Below are 24,487 nucleotides of genomic sequence, written 5' to 3' on the forward strand. Positions count from 1 at the left end.
TATCTTGCCGATGGAGAACTGGAATACATCGGAAGAAATGACTTCCAGGTGAAAATCCGTGGATACAGAATTGAGTTAGGAGAAATTGAAAACAGACTTCAGGAATACCCGGAAGTAAAACAAGCTGTGGTTCTGGCCAAAGAAAACAAAGCTGGACTGAAATACCTTGTGGGATACTATGTCTCAGAAAAAGCGAATGAAGTAAGTGATCTTACCGCATTTTTATCAGAGGTGCTGCCAGAGTACATGGTTCCTGCAGCGTTTGTTCACTTAACCTCATTACCGCTGACCATCAATGGAAAATTGGACAGAAGAGCCTTACCTGAGCCTGAATTTACAGGAGGCAGAGAATACACTGCACCAGAAACCGAATTACAGGAGAAATTATGTCAGATCTATGGTGAAGTCCTTGGATTAGACGCTTCTGGTATTGGTATTCATGATGATTTCTTCAGATTAGGCGGTGACAGTATTATCAGTATCCAGCTTGTCAGCAGAATCAGACAAAGACTTGATATAAGAGTAAGTGTTAAAGATATTTTTACCACCAGATCAGTTCTGAAACTTTCCGAATTAATGGAAAGTAAGGCCAAAGAAGAGCAAACTCAGATTCTGACAGAACAAGGTCAGCTTACCGGAAGTTTATCCTTCCTACCTATTCAGGAATGGTTCTTCAATTTGGTTGAGGAAGGCTATGTAGGAGATCTTAATCACTGGAACCAGTCTTTCCTGATTACCGTTCCTGAGCTTAATCCAGAAGTACTGAAACAAAGTATAAAGCTGCTGATTGAAAAGCATGATGCCTTCAGAATCTATTATCCTAAAGAAAATAATAGATACACTCAACAGTACGGAATAGAATATATACCGGAAATTAAAGATCTTGATATTTCAGGAATCTCATCGGAAGAACTTTCCAAAGTATTCACAGAATGGCAGTCTCATTTTGATATTGTAACCGGACCTTTATTCCAGGTTGGATATGCTCACGGATATAAGGACGGAAGTGCAAGAATCTTCTTTGCACTACATCACTTGATTATTGATGCCGTAAGCTGGAGAATTATTACAGAAGACCTGAAAAATATATATCAGAACCTGGAAAAAGGAAACCAGCCTGAAACATATGTAAAAGGAAGCAGCTACCGTCAGTGGACTGAAGCTGTAAAAGGATATCTTCTAGATAATCATGAAGCCAGAACCAAAGAACTTGTCTATTGGACTCATACTGCCGGAAATGTTGCGAAAAACAATAATATTTTAGCTGAAGTATCTTCTGAGGAGTATCATTTTGCTAATCTTAGTCTTGAAGAAAGCTATACAGAGAAACTGATTAGAGAGATTCATCATGTTTATCATACACAGATTAATGACATCTTGTTATCTGCCCTTGCTTCCGCGCTTTCAGACCTTACCGGAACATCAGGACATGCCGTTCTCCTGGAAGGTCACGGCCGTGAAGAAGTGTTCAATAATCTGGATATTACAGAAACAGTAGGATGGTTTACTTCTATGTATCCATTGCTGTTACAAACTGGAAAAGATGTAAAAGATACCGTAGTTTTAACCAAAGAATCACTGAGAAGTATTCCAAATAATGGAATTGGATATGGCTGCCTTGTCGGATATACCGAACAGGCCCTTCCAAAAATCAGTTTCAACTATCTTGGGCAGCTTGACCAGGAAGAAAGTACAGGAGAGAAAACCTGGTATATTTCTGGAGAAAATAGCGGAAACTCAATGGGTGATAAAAACCGGGACAGCTATATCATTAGTGTCAACGGAGCCATTGCCGATGGGCAGCTTCGCTTTGGGATCTCAGGATATCTTTCACAGGATCAGGTAGATCTGCTTACTCAAAAATTTGAAGACTATATAAAACAAATTGTTGATGAGTTAACAGCAGAACAAAAAACCTGGTTAACGCCATCAGATACAGAGAATATCGTTGGTAAAGATCAGCTGATGTATATTCAGGAATCTGGAGCAGTAGAGGGAGTATATCTGGCCAACAGTTTACAGGAAGGATTTGTATATCACGCATTAAATCAGGGAGATACTGATGATGCCTACCGTGTACAGCTGGTCTGGGATTATCTTTCTGAAATGAATCTTGAACAGTTGAAAAAAGCATGGGTATATACTCAAAATCAGCTTCCTACATTAAGGCTGAGATTTGACTGGAGTGAAGAAATTGTTCAGATCATCGACAAAAAAGGAAGTCTCGACTGGCGTTATCACAATCTGTGTGAAATGAACAAAGATCAACAGGAAGATTTGATTGCAGAACTGACCCAGAAAGACCGTTTTGAAGTATATGACCTTGCAAAAGGAAGTCTTTTCAGAATATACCTGTTCAAACGCTCAGAGCAGCATTATACCTGTCTTTTCAGTAATCATCACGCCATTCTTGATGGATGGAGTATGCCTATATTCCTGACCCTTATTCATGAAGCTTATTTAAAACTCATTAAAAATCAGGAGCTTTCTCCGGCACCGGATGAAGCGTATGCAGAAGCCCAAAAGTATCTTCAGAACCATAAAGATGCGAATGATGATTTCTGGAAAGACTATATGGGACTTCTCGAAGACCGTGAAGATATCAGTGGCTGGATTAAAGAATCTAAAAAACAGATTGATCTTTCCGAATACAAGCAGATTGTAGATCACCGCTCGATCAAAATGTCGATTGTGGGTGAACAGTATCAGCAATTGAAGAAGTTTACAGCAAAGAACGGATTTACCATCAATGCTGTGCTTCAATATTTGTGGCATAAACAATTGGCGATTTACAGCGGAACGCTGTCTACGGTGGTAGGAACTACGGTTTCCGGAAGAAGTATACCGGTAGATGGCATTGAATCATCAGTTGGTTTGTATATCAATACCTTACCATTGATTGTGAGCCATACTGAAGGTAAAGTAGCCGATATTATTTCAGAAATTCAAAACAGGATCAGTGAGCTTAATACCCATAGTAGTGTAAACCTGGCAAGCCTTCAGCATGACGGACGTAGAATTTTCAGCAGCTTATTTGTATATGAAAATTACCCGGCTCCGAAAGGAGATGAGGATAATGAATTATCATTTGTCTTCAAAGGTTCGGTAGAGCGTCTGGATTATCCGTTGGGAATAGTAGCTTACGAAGCAGGTGATGAGATTTGGCTGAATATCAGCTATGAAGGATATCTGTTTGAGGAAGCCATGATTCAGCAATTAATCAATGGTATGAACACTGTTTTGGATCAGATCCTTGAAGATTCGGAAATTTCAACTGAGCAACTATCTTACCTGACTCAGGAAGAATATAAAACGGTTTCTAAGTTGTGGTCTTCCGGAGTTCACTATCCGAGTGATACCACCATTCATCAATTATTTGAAACCCAGGTTAAAAGAACACCAGATCATACGGCAATAGTACATCAGGATGTTAGATTATCTTATCGTGAACTCAATGAACGTGCCAACCGTTTGGCGAATTATTTAATTGAAACATATGATATTCAGCCTGATGATCTTATTCCTTTATGCCTTGAGCGTTCCGAAGAAATGCTTGTGGCTATTCTTGCTGTGCTAAAATCCGGCGGAGCTTATGTTCCGATGGATCCATCATATCCTGCCGATAGAATCAAACATATTCTTATCGATACAGGTGCAAAAATTGTGATTACACAAGGCGGTTCTGAGCTTAATGTCCTTGAAGCTTGCGGAGAAGCCACTTCCATGCTTATTTTGAACGATCCAGAGTTGGAAACTGTTCTTGAAAATAGTAGTATTGAAAACCCTGTTACTTCCGTAGCTTCCAACCATTTGGCATATGTAATCTATACCAGTGGAACGACAGGAATGCCAAAAGGAGTACTCCAGGAACACCGTAATGTAGCCCGTTTATTCAGTGCGACAGATCACTGGTATCAGTTCAATGACAAAGACGTATGGAGTTTATTCCATTCCTATGTCTTTGACTTTAGTGTATGGGAAATCTGGGGAGCTTTATTCTATGGAGGAAAATTATTAGTTCCATCCTCTGAACAGACCAAAGACACGAATTTATTCTTCAGCCTATGTTTAGAAGAAGGTTTAACGGTACTCAACCAAACCCCAACTGCCTTCTATCAGTTTATTGATACTGCCATTCAGAGAGACGAACAGTTAAGCAGCCTTCGTTATGTGATCTTTGGTGGAGAAGCCTTAAGTCTGGCCTCTTTAAAACCTTGGTATGAGCGTTATCATTCTTCCCCAACACTGATTAACATGTATGGAATTACTGAGACAAGCGTCCATGTAACCTACAAGAAATTAAGTGCTGAAGACTTGGATAAAGCTTCATTGATCGGAGAAAATATTCCAGACCAGGGAATGTATATCCTTGATAAACATCTTCGTGCAGTACCAGTTGGCGCTGTAGGAGAATTGTATGTAGGAGGAGCAGGAATTGCGAGAGGCTATCTGAACCGTGAAGAGCTTACTGCAGAACGTTTCATCAGCAATCCTTTCCAGACCTTGGAAGAAAAAGAACAGAGAACTAATGGAATCCTCTATAAAACAGGAGATCTGGTACGCTATCTTGCTGATGGTGAGCTGGAATACATCGGAAGAAATGACTTCCAGGTGAAAATCCGTGGTTACAGAATTGAGCTAGGAGAGATTGAAAACAGACTTCAGGAATACCCGGAAGTAAAACAAGCTGTGGTTCTGGCCAAAGAAAACAAAGCCGGACTGAAATACTTGGTTGGATACTATGTCTCAGAAAAAGCCCATGAAGTAAGTGATCTTACCGCATTTTTATCAGAGGTGCTGCCAGAGTACATGGTTCCTGCAGCGTTTGTTCACTTAACCTCATTACCGCTGACGATCAATGGAAAATTAGACAGAAGAGCCTTACCGGAGCCTGAGTTTACAGGAGGTAGAGAATATACAGCTCCTGAAAGCGAATTACAGGAGAAATTATGTCAGATCTATGGAGAAGTCCTTGGATTAGATGCTTCAGGCATTGGTATTCATGACGATTTCTTCAGTCTTGGAGGAAACAGTATCATGGCCATCAAATTAATCAGCTCCATCAAACGAACTTTGGATATGCAGGTTGGAGTAGCTGTGATATTTGGGCATAAAACAGTAGCCTCACTTTCAGAAGCATTAAATGATCAAAATAATATTGATGAACAGGTTACAATAATACCGGTAAAAGTGAATTCTCCTGAAGAGCAAAAGTTATCATTTGCCCAGGAAAGACTTTGGTTTATTGAAACTTATGAAGGAGGAAGCAGTGCCTATAACATTCCTATGACTGTCCGTCTGAATGAAAAAACAGATCTTTCAGTAATAGGAAAGGCACTCGAAACCATTGTAATACGACATGAAGTATTACGAACCATTATCCGTTCAACAGACGAAGGAAAAGGATATCAGCTGATTCTTGACCAGATTCCGGCTATTCATTTACACGAAGTAAATACAAAAGAGGAGCTGGACAGAGAAATCAACAGAGTTTCCAATAAAATCTTCCGTCTGGATGAAGAACTTCCTATAGAAATTAGCATTTTTAGGTTAGGAGACCACCATCATTTGTCAGTTGTGATTCATCACATTGCATTTGATGGTTGGTCAACGGATATTTTCTTAAAAGAAATACAAACAATTTACAACGCCCTTATCAAGGGTGAAGAACCTCAACTTCCTGAAGTTAAGGTACAATATAAAGACTTTGCATTATGGCAGAGAGATTACCTTTCCGGAGAAAGACTTGATCGTCAGGTAGAGTACTGGAAAACAAAACTGGATGATTTCCAGACATTGAATTTACCTGTAGATTTTAAACGACCCAACCAGGTTTCTTATGATGGAGAAACCATCCATTTTGTACTGTCTCCGAAACTAGCCCAAGGTCTGAGAAAAACATCTAAAGATCTTGGAGTGAGTTTATACAGTGTGATGCTTGGAGGGTATTATCTGATGCTGTCTGCTTATTCCGGTCAGGATGATATTGTAGTAGGAAGCCCTATTGCCAACAGGCACCATGCAGGTCTTGAGGATATGATAGGTTTCTTTGTGAACACATTAGCCTTAAGAGAAACCATTGATGCAGATCAAAACCTTAAAGATTTTATTCTTCAGATCTCTCAGTCTGTAATTGAGGCACAGTCTCATCAGGATTTACCGTTCGAAAAGCTGGTTGAAGAATTGGGGGTAGAACAGGATATGTCCCGTCATCCGGTATTCCAGGTGATGTTTGGCCTTCAGAGTTTTGGAAGAAATATTGATGATGCAGATTTGCTGTTCCATCCTTATGAAGGAGATACAGATTATCAGGTGGCTAAGTTTGATTTGTCTACTATGATTGATGATGGTGAAGAAACCATCCTGGGAATGTTCAATTATGCCAAGGCAATTTTTGCAAGAGAAACGGTTAAGAATATGATAGATTCTTATCTGTATCTGCTTGAACAGGCCTTTGGTAATGATGTGAATCTGGAAACAACCAAGCTATCTGATCTTCGTTTAATTACAGAAAACACGGGTAAAAAAATGATGGAAGAATGGAATGCAACAGACGTATTTTATCCTTCCGATACAACCATTCACAAATTATTCGAAAAACAGGTTGCAAAAACTCCGAATCAGATTGCAGTAGTATATCAGGACGTAAGACTGTCTTATCGTGAGCTTAATGAACGTGCTAACCGCTTGGCGAACCATCTTATTGAAACGTATGGTCTTCAGCCGGATGATATTGTCCCGCTATGCCTGAACCGTTCTGAACAAATGCTTATTGCCATCTTAGCGGTATTAAAATCCGGTGCAGCTTATGTGCCGATGGATCCTTCATATCCAGCAGACAGAATAGAGCATATTCTTCAGGATACGGCAGCAAAAATCATTTTGGCAGAAGAAAATACAGCTGAAAAAGTAAAAAATACATCAGTTGAGGTTATTTCACTGGATACAATCACTTTTCAGGCTATTCTTGAAACGGCATCTTCAGAAAATCCTGTAACGGAAGTGAAACCTGAGAACCTGGCGTATGTAATTTACACCAGCGGTACTACAGGGCTTCCAAAAGGAGTAATGATTGAACATAAAAGTGTAGCCAATTTAATAGAGCAGGAAGCCAAAGAATTTGGTCTGAAATCAGACACTGTTCATAAAAACTGCCTATGGTACGCTAATTATGTATTTGATGCGCATGTTTGGGAATTATATCCGTCCATTACTCATGGACACAGCATTTACATCCTGGAAAAGGAAAAACAGACTGATCTTATTGATTTACAGGAGTATATATATGAAAATAATATCAGTATTGCGACCATACCACCGGTACTTCTCACAAAAGACCATATTCTTCCTTTAGAAATAATGGTGGTGGCAGGAGATGTTACCAATCCTCAGGTCATGAAGCTATATAAAGAGCAGGGAATAGATCTTATCAATGCTTATGGACCTACAGAAAGTACAGTATGTGCCACATTACATCATTACAACGAAGATGGCAATCCGGTGAATATTGGAGGAGCTATTGGAAATATGACGGTGTATGTTCTGGATGATTATCAACGTCCTGTACCTGTAGGTGCAGCCGGAGAGCTTTATATCGGCGGAGCAGGTATTGCCAGAGGCTATCTGAACCGTCCTGAGCTTACCGAAGAACGTTTTATTTCCAATCCTTTCCAAACTTCTGAACAACACGTAAAAGGAGAGAACGGAAGGTTATATAAAACCGGAGATTTAGTACGCTGGTTACCAAATGGAGAACTGGAGTATATCGGAAGAAACGACTTCCAGGTGAAAATCCGTGGCTATCGTATCGAATTAGGAGAGATTGAAAATACATTGTTAGGCTATCCAGGCATTCGTCAGGTTGCTGTCATAGCAAAAGAAAATAAATCAGGAATTAAATATCTGACCGGATACTATGTTTCTGATGCAATGATTGATTCAGCATTACTTTCGGAATACCTGTCCGAAACCCTTCCTGAATATATGCTTCCCGGAGCTTTTGTTCATTTAACAGCTCTACCATTAACCATTAATGGAAAACTGGATAAAAGAGCTTTACCGGAACCTGATTTCACAGGAAACAAAGAATACTCTGCACCTGAAACTGCACTTCAGAAGAATCTTGTAGAAATTTATGGAGAAGTACTGGGAATCAATGCCGAAAGTATCAGCATTCATGATGATTTCTTCAGATTAGGAGGGGATAGTATCATCAGTATTCAGCTGGTAGGAAAAATAAAACAACGTCTGGAGGTAAGACTGAGCGTGAAAGAAATATTCTCCTCAAGAACAGTGGCAGCATTGGCTATCCTGATGGAAGAGAAAAAGTCAGGAACAGAAGTTGAGATCCTTACAGAACAGGGAATCCTTACAGGCGAAGTTCCGCTTCTCCCTGTTCAGGAATGGTTCTTTAGGGAAAAAGAAAAAGGGTACCTAGCGGATTCGAACCATTGGAATCAGGCGTTCTTGATTAATGTTCCTGAACTTGATACCCATATTTTAGAGAAAAGTATTGAACTCCTGATTGAAAAACATGATGCCTTCAGATTGTATTATCCTCTTGAAAACGGAAATTACAGTCAGTATTACAGTGATCAGAATATAGCAGCCAAAATCAATTATCTTGATGCTTCCGAAGTGAACGGAGAAGAGCTTTCCGGCATATTCACCACATGGCAGCAGCAATTTGATATTGAAAAAGGACCGCTTTACACGATCGGTTATATCACAGGATATCAGGATGAAACGGCAAGGATATTCTTTGCTTTCCATCACCTGATTATTGATACCGTGAGCTGGAGAATCATTCTGGATGACCTTAGAAGCATCTATCAGTCTCTTGAAAAAGGAGAAAATTATGAGATTAAAAAAGGCAGCAGCTACCGTCAATGGGTACAAGCTATTAAGAAGTATAAGTCTGAAAATCCTGAATCCAGAGATAAAGAACTGTCGTATTGGAATGGAATAGCCTCTCAGGTATACGAAAGCAATCAGACCCTTGAAGAAATTTCCGATACTGAATACCATCATGATATCCTTCTTCTGGATCAGAATACTACTGAAAAACTGATTAGAGGAAGCCATCACGTGTACCACACTGAAATCAATGATCTGCTGTTGGCTGCATTGGCATCTGCACTTAAAGATTTCACCGGAGCATCCCGACATGCTATTGTATTGGAAGGACATGGCCGTGAAGAGGTATTCACTAATCTGGATATTACGGAAACGGTAGGCTGGTTTACTTCAATGTATCCACTATTACTGACAACCGGAGCAAATGCGAGTGATACAGTAATATTGACCAAAGAAGCCTTAAGAGAAATTCCAGATCACGGTATTGGCTATGGAGGCCTTGTTGGCTATACTAACCACGAACTTCCGAAGATTGGATTCAATTATCTTGGACAGCTAGATCAGGAAGACCATTCTGGTGAAAAAACATGGTCTATTGCAGCAGAAGATACCGGTCTTTCAATAGGAAAAAGGAACAAAGACAGCCATATTATCAGTATTAATGGTGGAGTATTAAAAGGACAGCTTCGTTTCAGTCTTTCAGGATATCTCACTCAACAGCAGGTAGAACAGCTTGCTCAATCTTTTAAAGAGCAGATTATCCATGTGGTGGAAGAACTTTTTCAACATACCCGCAGCTTCCTTACCCGTTCGGATATTGACTATATCATAGAGGATCAACAACTCATATCAGTTCAGGAATCGGCAGAGGTTGAGAAAATATATATGGCAAACAGTCTTCAGGAAGGATTTGTATATCATGCCTTGAACCAGGGGGATACAGATGATGCCTATCGTGTACAATTGGTATGGGATTATCTTTCGGATATGAATGTGGAGGCCCTTAAAGAAGCATGGTCTTATACCCAACAACAGTTTCCGGCTCTGAGACTTAGATTTGACTGGAATGGAGAAATCATCCAGATCATTGATAAAAAAGGAAGTTTAGACTGGCGTTATCAGGATTTGAGTGCCATGAATGAAGAGGATCAGGAGAAATGGATTAGAGAAGCTACCCAAAAAGACCGCTTTGAAGTATATGATTTATCAAAAGTAGGATTATTCAGGGTATATCTGTTCAAACGTTCCGAGAAGCATTACACCTGTCTTTTCAGCAACCATCACGCAGTGCTGGATGGCTGGAGTATGCCTATTATACTGACCAGTATTCACGATATCTACCTGAAACTTACCAAAAAACAGGATCTGAATATTATCACAGATCATGCTTATATCAAAACTCAGGAATACCTTCAGCAGCACAAAGATAGCAGCCGAAGCTTCTGGAATGCTTATATGAACCTTCTCGAAGACCGCGAAGATCTTAGCAGTCTGCTTAAAGAGTCCCAAAAACATATTGATGTAGGAACGTATCGTCAGATTAAAGATCATCAGGCTGTAAAAATGACGATCATCGAAGAGGAATATCAGCAGCTTAAAAAGTTCACTGCGGAAAACGGGGTTACCATTAATGCTGTATTACAGTACTTGTGGCACAGCCAGTTAAGCGTATATGGTGGTGTTGAAACTACTGTAGTCGGAACTACTGTATCCGGAAGAAGCCTTCCTGTAGATGATATAGAATCTTCAGCGGGTCTGTTTATCAATACACTTCCGTTAATTGTACAGCATACTGAAGGTAAAGTGGTGGATATTATTTCTGATATTCAACAGAGAATCAGTGAATTGAATACTCATAGTGATGTAAACCTTGCGGAACTTCATCAGGATGCAAGACGTATTTTCAGCAGCTTATTTGTTTACGAAAATTATCCTGTGCCACAAGGCGGAGATGATAACAATGAACTAGGATTTGTTTTCAAAGATTCAGTTGAAAAACTGGATTATCCACTAGGAATTATGGCATTTGAACAGGGTGAAAGCGTAACCCTGAAGATCAATTACGAAGGTGTTCTTTTTGAACAGCATACCATGGAGAAGCTGATTGATGGTATGAAAACGGTTCTAACCCAAATTCTTGAAAACTGGACAATTACTTCCGATGAATTCCGGCATATTTCTGATAATCAGTTTGCTCTAATGGAAGGATGGAATGCCGTTGAATCAGAGTATCCTTCTGATAAAACCATTCATCAGCTGTTTGAAGGACAGGTACTGAAAACTCCGGAAAATACAGCATTGGTTTACCAGGATGTGGTGTTAACATACAGAGAACTGAATGAAAGAGCAAACCGCTTAGCCCATTATTTGATAAGCACTTATGATCTTCAGCCGGATGAATTAATCCCATTGTGTTTAGACCGTTCCGAAAATATGCTGATAGCCATTTTAGCGGTCTTAAAATCCGGAGCAGCCTATGTTCCAATGGATCCTTCTTATCCTGTGGAAAGAATAGAACACATTCTTCAGGACACTGGGGCAAGACTGATTTTAGGCCAGGAAAGTACAGTAGAAAAGCTGAAAAATGTAAGTACAGATGTGGTCTCTTTAGATGAAATTACCTTTAAAGCAATGCTTGAAACCTTTGATGCTAAAAACCCTGTTACTAATACTCAACCAGGAAATTTAGCATACGTTATTTTCACCAGTGGAACTACCGGATTGCCTAAAGGCGTAATGGTTGAACATAGAAATGTGGCCAACCTGATTCACCAGGAAGCCAAAGAATTCGGATTGCTGGAAACTGCTCAAAAGAACTGTTTATGGTATGCCAATTATGTATTTGATGCCCATGTTTGGGAATTGTATCCGTCCATTACCCATGGTCATGCGATCTACATTTTAGAAAAAGAACTTCAAACCGATTTAGCGGCTTTAAAAGACTATATCGAAACGAATACCATCAGTATTGCCACCATTCCGCCTGTACTTTTAACTAAGGAATATATTTTACCGTTAGAGATCCTTGTTGTAGCAGGAGATGTTACCAATCCACAGGTGATGGCGATGTACAAAGAACATGGAGTAGACCTCATCAACGCTTACGGGCCAACAGAAACGACTGTTTGTGCCACTCTGCATCATTATAACGAGGATGAAAACCCGGTGAATATCGGAGGCCCAATCGGAAATATGACCGTTTACGTGCTGGATAATCATCATCGTATTGTTCCTGTAGGAGCGATAGGAGAGCTGTACATTGGCGGAGCAGGAATTGCAAGAGGCTATCTGAACAGAACAGATCTTACGGAAGAACGTTTCATTGCAAACCCTTTCCAGACTGAAGATCAGAAAACGAAAGGAGAGAATGCACGTTTATATAAAACCGGAGATTTAGTACGTTGGCTATCCAATGGCGAGCTTGAATACATCGGAAGAAATGACTTCCAGGTGAAGATCCGAGGCTACAGAATTGAGCTTGGTGAAATTGAAAATCAATTACTGGGTTATCCTGAAATCAGTCAGGTGGCTGTTTTAGCCAAGGAAAATAAGGCTGGGTTGAAATACCTTGCCGGGTATTATGTATCTGATACAGCCATAGATTCATCCTTACTGTCAGAATACCTTTCAGAATCACTTCCTGAATACATGGTTCCGGGAATCTACATACATTTAACTTCTTTACCGTTGACAATCAATGGTAAACTGGATAAAAAAGCGCTACCAGAACCAGAATTTACGGGAAGCGCTCATTATGTTGCTCCTGAAAATGAGTTACAGGAAAAACTATGCAAAGTGTATGGTAATGTATTAGGAATTAACCCTGGAACGATCAGTACTCATGATGATTTCTTCAGATTGGGTGGGAATAGTATCATGGCCGTTAAGCTTATCAGCAAAATCAGACAGGATCTGGATCTGCAGGTTAACGTAGGAATGGTATTTAACCATAAAACGGTGATTTCTCTTTCCAATGCTTTAGCTCAGAATAATAATGATATACAAATAGAGCTTGTTCCAATCAAAGTTAATTCTCCTGAAGAGCAACGTTTATCCTTTGCTCAGGAAAGACTTTGGTTTATAGAATCCTATGAAGGAGGAAGCAGTGCCTATAATATTCCTATCGTTACAAGATTGGATGACAGCATTCAGCTCAATCTGTTTGAGGAATCTTTGAGAACGGTGATAATGCGACACGATATACTTCGTTCCATGATTCATACCACTGAAAATGGAGTAGGATATCAGAAAGTTACAGACCTTGTTCCTGAAATTAAAGTTTCAGAAGTGAAGAATGAGGAAGAATTAGAAAGTTCTGTCAATAAATGTGTGAACAAAGTCTTCAGATTAGATGAAGAGCTTCCTGTAGAAATCAATATGTTCAGGCTGAAAGGGCGGGTTTATCTGTCTATTGTGGTTCATCACATTGCTTTCGACGGTTGGTCTACCGATGTTTTCCTAAAAGAAGTAGCCTCTGTTTATTACGCTCTTGTTGAAGGAAAAGAAGCGGAACTTTCACCAGTAAAAGTTCAGTACAAAGACTTTGCATTATGGCAGCGTAATTATCTTTCAGGAGAACGTCTTGGAACTCAGATTGGCTATTGGAAAAATAAGCTGGATGATTTCCAGAATCTGGACTTGCCTTCAGATTTCAAGAGACCGGCTCAAATATCTTATGAAGGAGAAAATCTATATTTCAACCTGAATAAAGAACAGGGAGAAAGCCTTAGAGCTTTTGCTCAAAAACTGGGCGTAAGTCTTTACAGCCTTATGTTAGGAGGTTATTATCTGATGTTATCTGCTTATTCCGGTCAGGATGATATTGTAGTAGGAAGCCCAATTGCCAACCGTCATCATGCAGGCCTTGAAGATATGATCGGTTTCTTTGTCAATACTTTGGCATTGAGAGAAAAGATAGATCCTGCACAGAATATCAGTGATTTCATTCTTCAGGTATCAAAATCAGTCAATGAAGCCCAGTCTCATCAGGATCTTCCATTTGAAAAACTGGTAGATGAGCTTGGTGTAGAGCAGGATACTTCAAGACACCCTGTTTTCCAGGTAATGTTTGGTCTTCAAAGTGTTGATAAAGAAGTGAAAGCAACAGAAGGAGAAATATTATTCCATTCTTTTGCAGGAGAAGTAGATTATAAGGCTGCCAAATTCGATCTGACTACGATGATTGATGATGACGGAGAAAACATGCGCATCATGTTTAATTATGCGAAAGCTTTATTTAGAGAAGAGACCATTACCCGAATGGCAGGCTCTTATCAGCTTCTTTTAGATCAGATGGTAGAAAACAATCCGGATGATATGCTCATCAGCAGCCTTTCATTGATATCAGGAGAAGGAACACTTCAGATAGAACATTGGAATGCCACCCAGGAAGATTATCCGTCAGAAATGACCATTCACAAGATGTTTGAATATCAGGCTGAAAAAAATCCTGATACCATAGCGTTGGTGTATAATGATGTTAAACTTTCATATCGTGAACTGAATGAACGGGCAAACCGTTTATCAAACCATCTGATTCATCAGTATCAGCTTCAACCGGATGATCTGGTATCGTTATGCCTTGAAAGATCAGAAAATATGCTAATTGCCATCCTTGCTGTATTAAAAGCAGGAGCTGCTTATGTACCAATGGACCCATCATATCCAGCGGACAGAATAGGGCATATTTTAGAAGATACCCAGGCAAAACTGGTCATTGCACAGGAAAGTACAGTAGAGAAATTACACAATATAAAAGTCATTTCACTCGATGAAGTTATCCTTAAAGCAACGCTTGAGACAGAATTGACTAACAATCCTGTTACAGAGGTTCATTCAGGAAACCTGGCTTACGTAATCTACACCAGTGGAACGACAGGACTTCCTAAAGGAGTAATGATTGAACATAAAGGAGTAATAAACCTCATCAGATCAATGATTAAGGCACACCGACTTGAAGAATATCAGGAAGTAGGATGTTATTCCAATTATGTATTTGATGCCTTTGTGTATGAAGCCTTCCCTGTATTGTGTAATGGAAATACCCTATGGTTATACAGCAATGAGCTCAGAACCTCAGTGAATGAGCTTAATGATTATATTAAAACCAACGCCATTGAAGTTTCTTTTATTCCACCAGTTCTGTTAAGAGAAATTGTGGAGAATGGAACAAGTTTAAAACTCATCTTCGCAGGAGGAGAAAGCTTCCCGGCATTGGATAAAAATATTGAAAATATTACCCTTGTTAATGAATATGGGCCAACAGAAGGAACCGTATGTGTTACCCTTCATGAGTACAAAGAAGATAAAAACCCACTGAATATCGGCGGAGCGATTGCGAATACAACCTTGTATGTTCTGGATGCTCAATATCGTCCTGTTCCTGTAGGAGCTGTAGGAGAATTGTTTATCGGTGGAGCAGGCATTGCCAGAGGATATCTGAACAGACCAGAACTTACTGAAGAACGCTTCATGGCAAATCCATTCCAGAACGCAGGAGAGAAAGAACGAAATGAAAACAGCCGTTTATACAGAACAGGAGATTTAGTTCGCTGGCTGCCAAACGGAGAGCTTGAATACAGAGGAAGAAACGACTTCCAGGTGAAGATCCGAGGTCATAGAATTGAATTGGGAGAAATTGAAAATACCCTGCTTCAGTTTGAAGGCATCCGCCAGACAGCAGTTTTAGCTAAGGAAAACAAATCTGGCTTAAAATACCTGGCTGCTTACTATGTCTCTGATACAGCAATTGATGGCAGTCTTCTTTCTGAATTTGTATCAGAATCTCTTCCGGAATATATGATACCGGGTGTCTTTGTTCATTTGGCTGAGCTTCCGCTTACGCTTAATGGAAAATTAGACAGAAGAGCATTACCGGAGCCTGAATTTACAGCTGGTAAAGATTATGTAGCTGCCGAAACAGAACTTCAGTCCGCACTTTGCCAGATCTATGGTGAAGTACTTGGTCTTGATCCGGAAACCATCAGTATTCATGATGATTTCTTCAGATTGGGTGGGGACAGTATTATCAGTATTCAGCTGGTAGGAAAGATCCGTCAGCAGTTAGAAGTAAGATTAAGTGTAAAAGAAGTCTTTACAGCCCGAACGGTAGCTTCGTTATCTCAACTTATAGAAGATAAAAAACACGGCAGTGAAGCCACTATCCTTACCGAACAGGGAATTCTTACCGGAGAAGTACCGCTACTTCCGGTACAGGAATGGTTCTTCGAACAAAAAGAATCCGGATATCTTGTAGAATTCAATCACTGGAACCAGGCCTTCTTAATCAATGTTCCGGAGCTTGACAAAGTTCTTTTTGAACAGGCTGTAGAGCAATTGTTAACGAAGCATGATGCCTTCAGGTTAGGATATACAGGCCATACACAAGAGTATAAAACAAACCAAACAGCTTCTGAAATTAAGTACCTTGATGCTTCCGGCTTGAATGCTGAAGAATTAGCTGATATATTCACAGATTGGCAGTCGCATTTTGATATTGAAAACGGACCATTGTATCAGATTGGATATGTCAATGGTTATCAGGACGGAAGTGCAAGAGTATTTTTTGCGTTCCATCACATTATTATTGATGCGGTGAGCTGGAGAATCCTTACCGAAGACCTGAAAAATATTTATCAGACCCTTGAAAAAGGAGAGAATTATCAGATTCAGAAAGGAAACAGCTACCGCCAATGGGTAGAAGCCATCAGAACCTATAAAAAAGATAACCTGGAATCCAGAGATCAGGAAACCACTTATTGGAGTCATATTGCTGATACAGTTGAGGAAAGCAATTCAACATTATCTGAACTGATTACTGAAGATTATCACCATGGTCATCTTCAGTTGGATAAAGAATCCACAGGAACCCTGATTCGTGGAGTACATCACATATATCATACTCAGATCAATGATTTACTGTTGTCTGCTTTAGCTTCTGCTCTTACTGAAGTTACCGGAGATGAGCGTCATGCTATTCTACTGGAAGGACACGGCCGTGAAGAAGTATTCAGCCAATTAGACATTACCGGAACAATGGGCTGGTTCACCACCATGTATCCGGTACAGCTGGAAACAGGAAAATCCACAAAAGAAACTGTTGTTCTCACTAAAGAATCTTTAAGAAATATTCCTAATAATGGAATTGGTTATGGTAGTTTGATAGGATATATTAACCGTGAATTACCGAAAATCAGTTTCAATTACTTAGGTCAGCTTGATCAGGATGATACATCCGGTGATAAAACATGGTTCATTGCAGCTGAAAACAGTGGTGCAGGAGTGGGGGCTTCCAACCGTGACAGTCATTTTGTAAGCATCAACGGGGCTGTAGTGGACGGACAGCTTAGATTCGGAATTTCAGGATACCTTTCTGATGAAAAGATTACCCTTTTAGCCGAAAGCTTCAAACAGAACCTTGAAACTATTATTAAGAACCTTTCAGAAGAAAGCAGAAGTTATCTTACAGTATCAGACGTAGATTATGTAGTAGAAAATGCTCAACTTTCAGCCATTCAGGAGAAAGGAGAAATAGAAGGTGTATATCTTGCGAACAGCTTACAGGAAGGTTTCGTATACCATGCCCTGAATCAGGGAGAAAAAGATGATGCCTACAGAGTACAGTTAATGTGGGATTATCAGGCTAAAATCAATACAGATAAGCTTAAAAATTCCTGGGAATTAATTCAGGCACAATATCCATCTCTTAGAATTCGATTTGATTGGAATGGAGAAATTGTACAGGTAATTGATAAAGAAGGTCAGTTAGACTGGAGATATGAAGATATCAGTGCGATGTCTGAAAAAGCCCAGGAAGATTTGATCCGGAAAATTAAGGATAATGACCGTCTGGAAGTATATGATCTTTCTAAAGGAAATCTTTTCAGAGTGTATCTTTTCAAACGAAACGAGGGACATTACAGCTGCCTGTTCAGCAATCACCATGCTATTCTGGATGGATGGAGTATGCCTGTTATCATGAATAGTGTTCATGATGCCTATCTGCACCAGCTTCACGGTCAGGAACCAACTTTATTAGCAGATTCTGCATATGCAGCAAGTCAGAAATATTTACAGGCTAATAAACAGGCAGGACGCAGCTTCTGGAATCAGTATATGACCCTTCTTGAAGATCAGGAAGACCTGAAAAGCCTTGTAAAAGAGGATCAAAGACATATAGATTTAGGAACTTACCGCCATATTAAAGACCATCAGAAAGTAACAATGCTGGTGAGCGGAGACCGATACAATAGTCTGAAAGACCTTACAAAAGCTCATGGATTAACAGTAAATGCAGTAATGCAGTACTTATGGCACAGCCAGTTAAAGCTGTATAGCGGATTGCAGACCACAGTAGTAGGAACAACCGTTTCCGGAAGAAACCTACCTGTTGATGGGATAGAATCTTCAGCCGGGTTGTATATCAACACTCTGCCATTAATTGTGAATCATGAAGAAGGACGTGTGATAGATCGCATTATGGAAATCCAGAACAGGATCAGTGAGCTAAATTCTCATAGCGATATTAACCTTGCAGAGCTTCATCATGATGGGCGTCGTATTTTCAGCAGCTTATTTGTGTATGAAAACTATCCGGTACCAAAAGGAGGCGGAAATAATGAGTTAGGTTTTGCTTTCAGAGATTCTGTTGAAAAACTGGATTATCCACTCAGCATAATGGCTTCAGAACAGGGAGATCGTGTGACGCTGAAGATCAACTATGAAGGCTTCATTTTTGAAAAGGAAATGATGGAGCAGCTGGTAAAAGGAATGGAATTGATGTTGGATCAGATCATCAATAATCCTGATATAAGCTCAAATAATATTTCTTATGTTTCGGATAATCATGTTGATTTGTTAAATTCTTGGAATAATACTGAAGACTTAACAACCTCATATCATACAACCCTTCATCAGCGGTTTGAAGAGCAGGCAGCAAAAACGCCGGATCATACTGCATTGGTTTACAGAGATATCCGATTATCTTATAAAGAGTTGAATGACAGATCAAACCGCCTGGCAAACTATCTGCTTCAAACCTATGATCTTCAGCCGGATGATCTTGTTCCGTTATGTTTGGAACGTTCAGAAAATATGATGATTGCTATTTTAGCAGTATTAAAATCAGGAGCAGCCTATGTTCCAATGGATCCTTCATATCCAACAGAAAGAATAGAGCATATTCTTACAGATACAAATGCCAAAATCATCATAAGTGAAGAAAGTACAAAAGATAAAGTACAGGGAGTGAATAAAGCTGAGGTTATTTCACTGGATGATATTGATTTACAGCTTGCTGTTGCAGGAATATCTTCAAAAAATCCTGTTACTTCAGTAACCCCAAAAAGTCTGGCCTATGTAATCTATACCAGTGGAACCACAGGACTTCCAAAAGGTGTTATGATTGAGCATAGAAATGCAGTCAATGTAGTAAATCAGGTAAGAGAAGCCTATGGTTTCAGTGAAGGTAAAAAGATCACTGCTTATACTTCATATGTTTTTGATGTTTCAGTGTCTGAATTCTTCAATACATTATTGTTCGGAAACGAACTTCATATCCTGGATGAAGAAACGAAGAAAGATGCAGACTCCATAAGCAGATACCTGTTAACCCATGGAATTAATTATGCATATTTACCACCTGTAATGCTGTCTGTACTGCCGCGTGTAGAATATCCAAGCCTTAAAGGATTGTTGTACGCAGGAGAACCTTGTGATTATGAAACCGGTAAATACTGGTCAGAATATACTCAGCTTTATAACCTGTATGGGCCAACTGAAGCAACAATCTATACAACGTATAAAAAAATAGAACATGGTGATGTACAGCTTATAGGCCGCCCTGTAGGAAATTCTACAGCTTATATTTTGGATGATTATGGCCGTTTACTTCCTATAGGAGCTGTAGGAGAGCTTTATCTTGGTGGAGCAGGCATTGCCAGAGGTTATTTGAACAGAGAAGACCTTACAGAAGAAAGATTTGTGGATAATCCTTATCAGACTGAAGAACAAAAGAAAACCGGTGAAAACGCACGTTTATACAAAACCGGAGATTTGGTGCGCTATCTAGCTGATGGAAACATAGAATACATTGGCCGTAACGACTTCCAGGTGAAGATCCGTGGATACAGAATTGAGCTTGGAGAAATAGAAAACAGACTTTCCCAATATCCGCAAATAAGGCAAACTGTAGTATTGGCTAAGGATAAAGCGAATGGAATGAAATACCTTGTCGGCTACTATGTTTCAGATACAGCATTAGAAGTAGAAAAGCTTACTGCATTTTTATCAGAAACATTGCCGGAATATATGATTCCTTCTGCCTTTATTCACTTAAAATCATTACCATTAACTATTAATGGTAAGCTAGATAGAAAACTATTACCTGAACCTGAATTTACAGGTGGAAATGAATATACCGCTCCAATGAATGACCTTCAGGAAAAGCTTTGTATGATTTATGGAGAAGTATTGGGAATCAACCCGGAATATATCAGTATTCATGATGATTTTTTCAGATTAGGCGGAAACAGTATCATGGCTATTAAGCTTATTGGTAAGATCAAACAGGAACTTGGGTTACAGGCTAATGTTTCAATGGTATTCAACCATAAAACGGTTGCTTTATTGGAAGGTGCATTAACAACTGGAGAGATTGCTACTGAGGGAATTGAAATAATTCCTGTTGAGGTTAGCTCACCGGAAGAACAAAGATTATCCTTTGCTCAGGAAAGACTATGGTTTATAGAGTCTTATGAAGGCGGAAGCAGTGCTTATAATATTCCAATGACCGTTACTTTGAGCGCAAAAACGGATATCAAGGCCCTAGTTAAGGCTTTGGAGACAGTAATTCAACGGCATGAAGTACTCCGTACACTTATTCTGACCACAGAAAATGGAGTAGGTTACCAGGTTGTTAAAGATTGGCTGCCGGAAATCAGAATGATAGAAGCAGAAAACCGAGACGAGCTAGAAGAATTAGTAAACCAAGCGGCGCATAAAGTATTCCGTTTGGAAGAAGAAATCCCTATTGATATCAGTATTTTCAGATTAGAAGATACCAGTTATCTTTCAGTAGTGATTCATCACATTGCTTTTGATGGATGGTCTACCGATATATTCCTGAAAGAAGTAGCCGAAGCCTATCAGGCAACCGCAGCAGGACAAGACCCTGAACTTCTTAAATTAACAATCCAATACAAGGATTTTGCATTATGGCAGAGAAATTATCTTTCAGGAGAACGTCTTGACCGTCAGATTCAATATTGGAAAACAAAACTGGATGATCATCAGAGCTTAGATCTACCGGTAGATTTCCACAGACCGGCTGAAATTTCTTATGAAGGAGATACCCTCGAATTCAATATTCCAAAAGAAATAGCCCTCGGATTAAAAGAAGTATCTAAAAACCTTGGGGTAAGCTTATACAATTTGATGCTGAGCGGGTATTATCTTACTCTTTCTGTTTATTCAGGCCAGGATGATATCATAGTGGGAAGCCCAATCGCCAACCGTCATTATGCAGGCCTTGAAAACCTCATCGGGTTCTTTGTCAATACTTTGGCGTTAAGGGAAAAGATTGATCCTGAGCAAGATATTAGAGATTTTATTCTGCAGGTGTCAAAATCTGTAACAGAAGCGCAATCTCATCAGGATCTTCCATTTGAAAAGCTGGTAGAAGAACTGGGAGTTGAGCAGGATACTTCAAGACATCCGGTATTCCAGATGATGTTTGGACTTCAGACCAGCAATGGAGGTGAGGCTACAAATCAAAGTGAAGAAGCTATTTTCCAGCCTTTTGATGGTGATGTAGACTATCAGGCTGCGAAATTTGATCTTACAACCATGATTAATGAAAGTCCTGACGGAATTCAGATGACTTTCAACTATGCAACATCTTTATTTAAAAAAGAAACCATAGACCGTATTGCTGGCACGTATCAATATCTGCTGAGCCAGATGGTAGAATTTGGAGGATCCAATGTTAAAAATCTGAAAATAGGAGAAATGTCCCTGCTGTCAGAAACAGAAAATAAGCAGATCACTGAAGGATTGAATGATAACAGAAAGTCATACCAGGATAAAAATACCATTCATCAACAGTTTGAAGCTCAGGTTATCAAAACACCTGATGCTCCAGCTTTGGTATATCAGAATGTAAAACTATCTTATAAAGAACTGAATGACAGAGCTAACCAGCTGGCCAATTACCTTATCAGAGAATACAAGCTTCAGCCAGATGATTTGGTTCCGCTATGCCTTGAACGTTCTGAAGAAATGTTGATAGCGATTCTTGCCGTATTAAAAGCCGGAGCAGCTTATGTTCCGATGGATCCTTCATATCCTGCAGAAAGAATCAGTCATATTCTAAAAGATACAGCAGCTGAGGTTATTCTTACTCATGAAGAAATAAAACATAAATTAAGTGAGATTTCTTTGGATGTAAATCTGATTTCATTGAACAGCAGAGAATTAGTTGATAAGCTGGCGGCAGCAGATCATCATAATCCTGTGACTCAGGTATCCTCAGATAATTTAGCGTATGTGATCTATACCAGTGGAACCACAGGACTTCCTAAAGGAGTAATGATTGAACATACAGGAGTAATCAATCTGATAGATGCCATGACGGAAGTTCATCAGCTTGAAAAATATCAGAATGTAGGCGTGTACTCCAACTACGTGTTTGACGCCTTTGTATACGAGATATTCCCGTCTTTATGCAACGGAAATACCCTTTGGTTGTACAGCAATGATTTGAGAACCTCAGTAAATGATCTTAATGAGTATATCAAAGCGAATGCAGTAGAAGTTTCCTTTATTCCGCCAGTCCTGTTGAAGGAAATCGTGGATCATGGAACAAGCTTACAACTGATTCATGCAGGAGGAGAAAGCTTCCCGGCTTTAGATAAAAATATTGAGAACATTACCCTTATCAATGAATATGGACCAACGGAAGGAACAGTATGTGCCACCCTTCATAACTACAAGGAAGATAAAAATCCATTGAACATTGGAAAAGCGATTGCGAATACAAGTTTATATGTTCTTGATAACCAATATCGTCCTGTCCCAACGGGAGCAGTCGGTGAGCTATACATTGGTGGAGCTGGTATCGCCAGAGGATATCTGAACAGACCTGAGCTTACTGAGGAACGCTTTATGGCAAATCCATTCCAGACATCAGATCAGAAGGCTAGAGGAGAAAACAGCCGTTTATACAAAACAGGAGATGTAGTGCGAAGATTAGGCAATGGAGACCTTGAATATATGGGAAGAAATGACTTCCAGGTGAAAATCCGTGGTCATAGAATTGAGTTAGGTGAAATTGAAAACACATTGCTGAGTTATGAAGGTATTCGCCAGGCTGCCGTATTGGTAAAAGAAAATAAAGGGGGAATAAAATACCTGGTTGGATATTATGTGTCTGACCCTGTGATTGATCCGCAGCTGCTTTCAGAATTCCTGATGGAAACTCTTCCGGGTTATATGATCCCGAATATTTTTGTTCATCTTGAGCAACTTCCGCTAACCATCAACGGTAAACTGGATAGAAGACAGCTTCCTGAACCTGAATTTACGGGCGTTTCAGAATATGCCGCCCCTGTAAATGAATTGCAGAGACAATTAGCAGAAATTTATGGTGAAGTTTTGGGTATTGATCCTCAAAGTATAAGTATTCATGATGATTTCTTCAGATTAGGAGGAAACAGTATCATGGTGATCAAGTTGATAAGCAGAATCAAAGCATTATTGGATGTTCAGATCAAAATCCTGGATATTTTTAAAGAAAGAACGATTAGTAAACTATCGGTAATTCTTGGTAAGAATAACAAAGAATATAAAACGATTTCAACGTTGGGCGAAATTAATAATAAACCCAATATTTTCCTTATTCACCCAGGAAATGGAGGAAGTGAAGTCTATCAGTCTCTGGCAGAGCAGCTTAAATCAGAGTATGACTGTTATGGAGTAGATTCTTATAACCTCTACCATGAAGAGAAAATTGATAATCTCAGCAGACTGGCCAATTATTATTTGGAACATATTGAGGTCATACAGGAGCAGACAAACCAGGATGAATACATTTTGCTGGGATGGTCTCTGGGTGGAAATATTGCATTGGAAATCGCTGCTGAGCTGGAAAAAAGAGGGCATCAAAAAATTAAGGTTTATTTGTTGGATACGATTCTGTATGCATTAGATCAGACATTAATAGATTTCCTTTCATTCCCTACAGATGAAGAATTAAGTAATAGGTTAGCCGTTCCGATTGGTGACAGTCATTTTATAGCCACCAAAAATTTTATGTCAGCAGAGTTTACCATTGCTAAAGAGCCTATTTCCAATACTTTGAACTCAACCCAGGTTGTATTGCTGAAAGCAATGCAGAGTGGAGATACATTCAATGAATCATTTAATAATCACATTAAAAATTCAATGTACAATAATATAGACTCGATCGTGGAAAACAGAGATCTACTTTCGGTTTATCCTGTTGAAGCTTCACATCAGATGATACTAGAGAAAGAAGAACAGATCCTGGATATCATTAATCAAACAGTTGGAAAATAAAAAGCCATGGGAGATTAAAGTCTCCCATGCTTTCACGTAAAAAAGAAAAGAAAAACCT

General features: G+C 39.4%; 1 protein-coding gene (running past one end of the window). It reads left to right on the forward strand.

The window, feature by feature from the left end; genetic code table 11:
* Positions 1–24,429, forward strand: the 3' portion of a protein-coding gene (locus tag BBH99_RS19770) for a non-ribosomal peptide synthetase (RefSeq protein ID WP_083188886.1). It extends 19,794 nt beyond the left edge of the window; the window shows 24,429 of its 44,223 coding nt (coding positions 19,795–44,223); the start codon falls outside the window, past its left edge; it ends in the stop codon at positions 24,427–24,429.
* The last annotated feature ends 58 nt before the right edge of the window (positions 24,430–24,487 follow it).

Origin of the sequence: Chryseobacterium contaminans, from assembly GCF_001684955.1 — a bacterium.
Lineage (GTDB): Bacteria > Bacteroidota > Bacteroidia > Flavobacteriales > Weeksellaceae > Chryseobacterium > Chryseobacterium contaminans.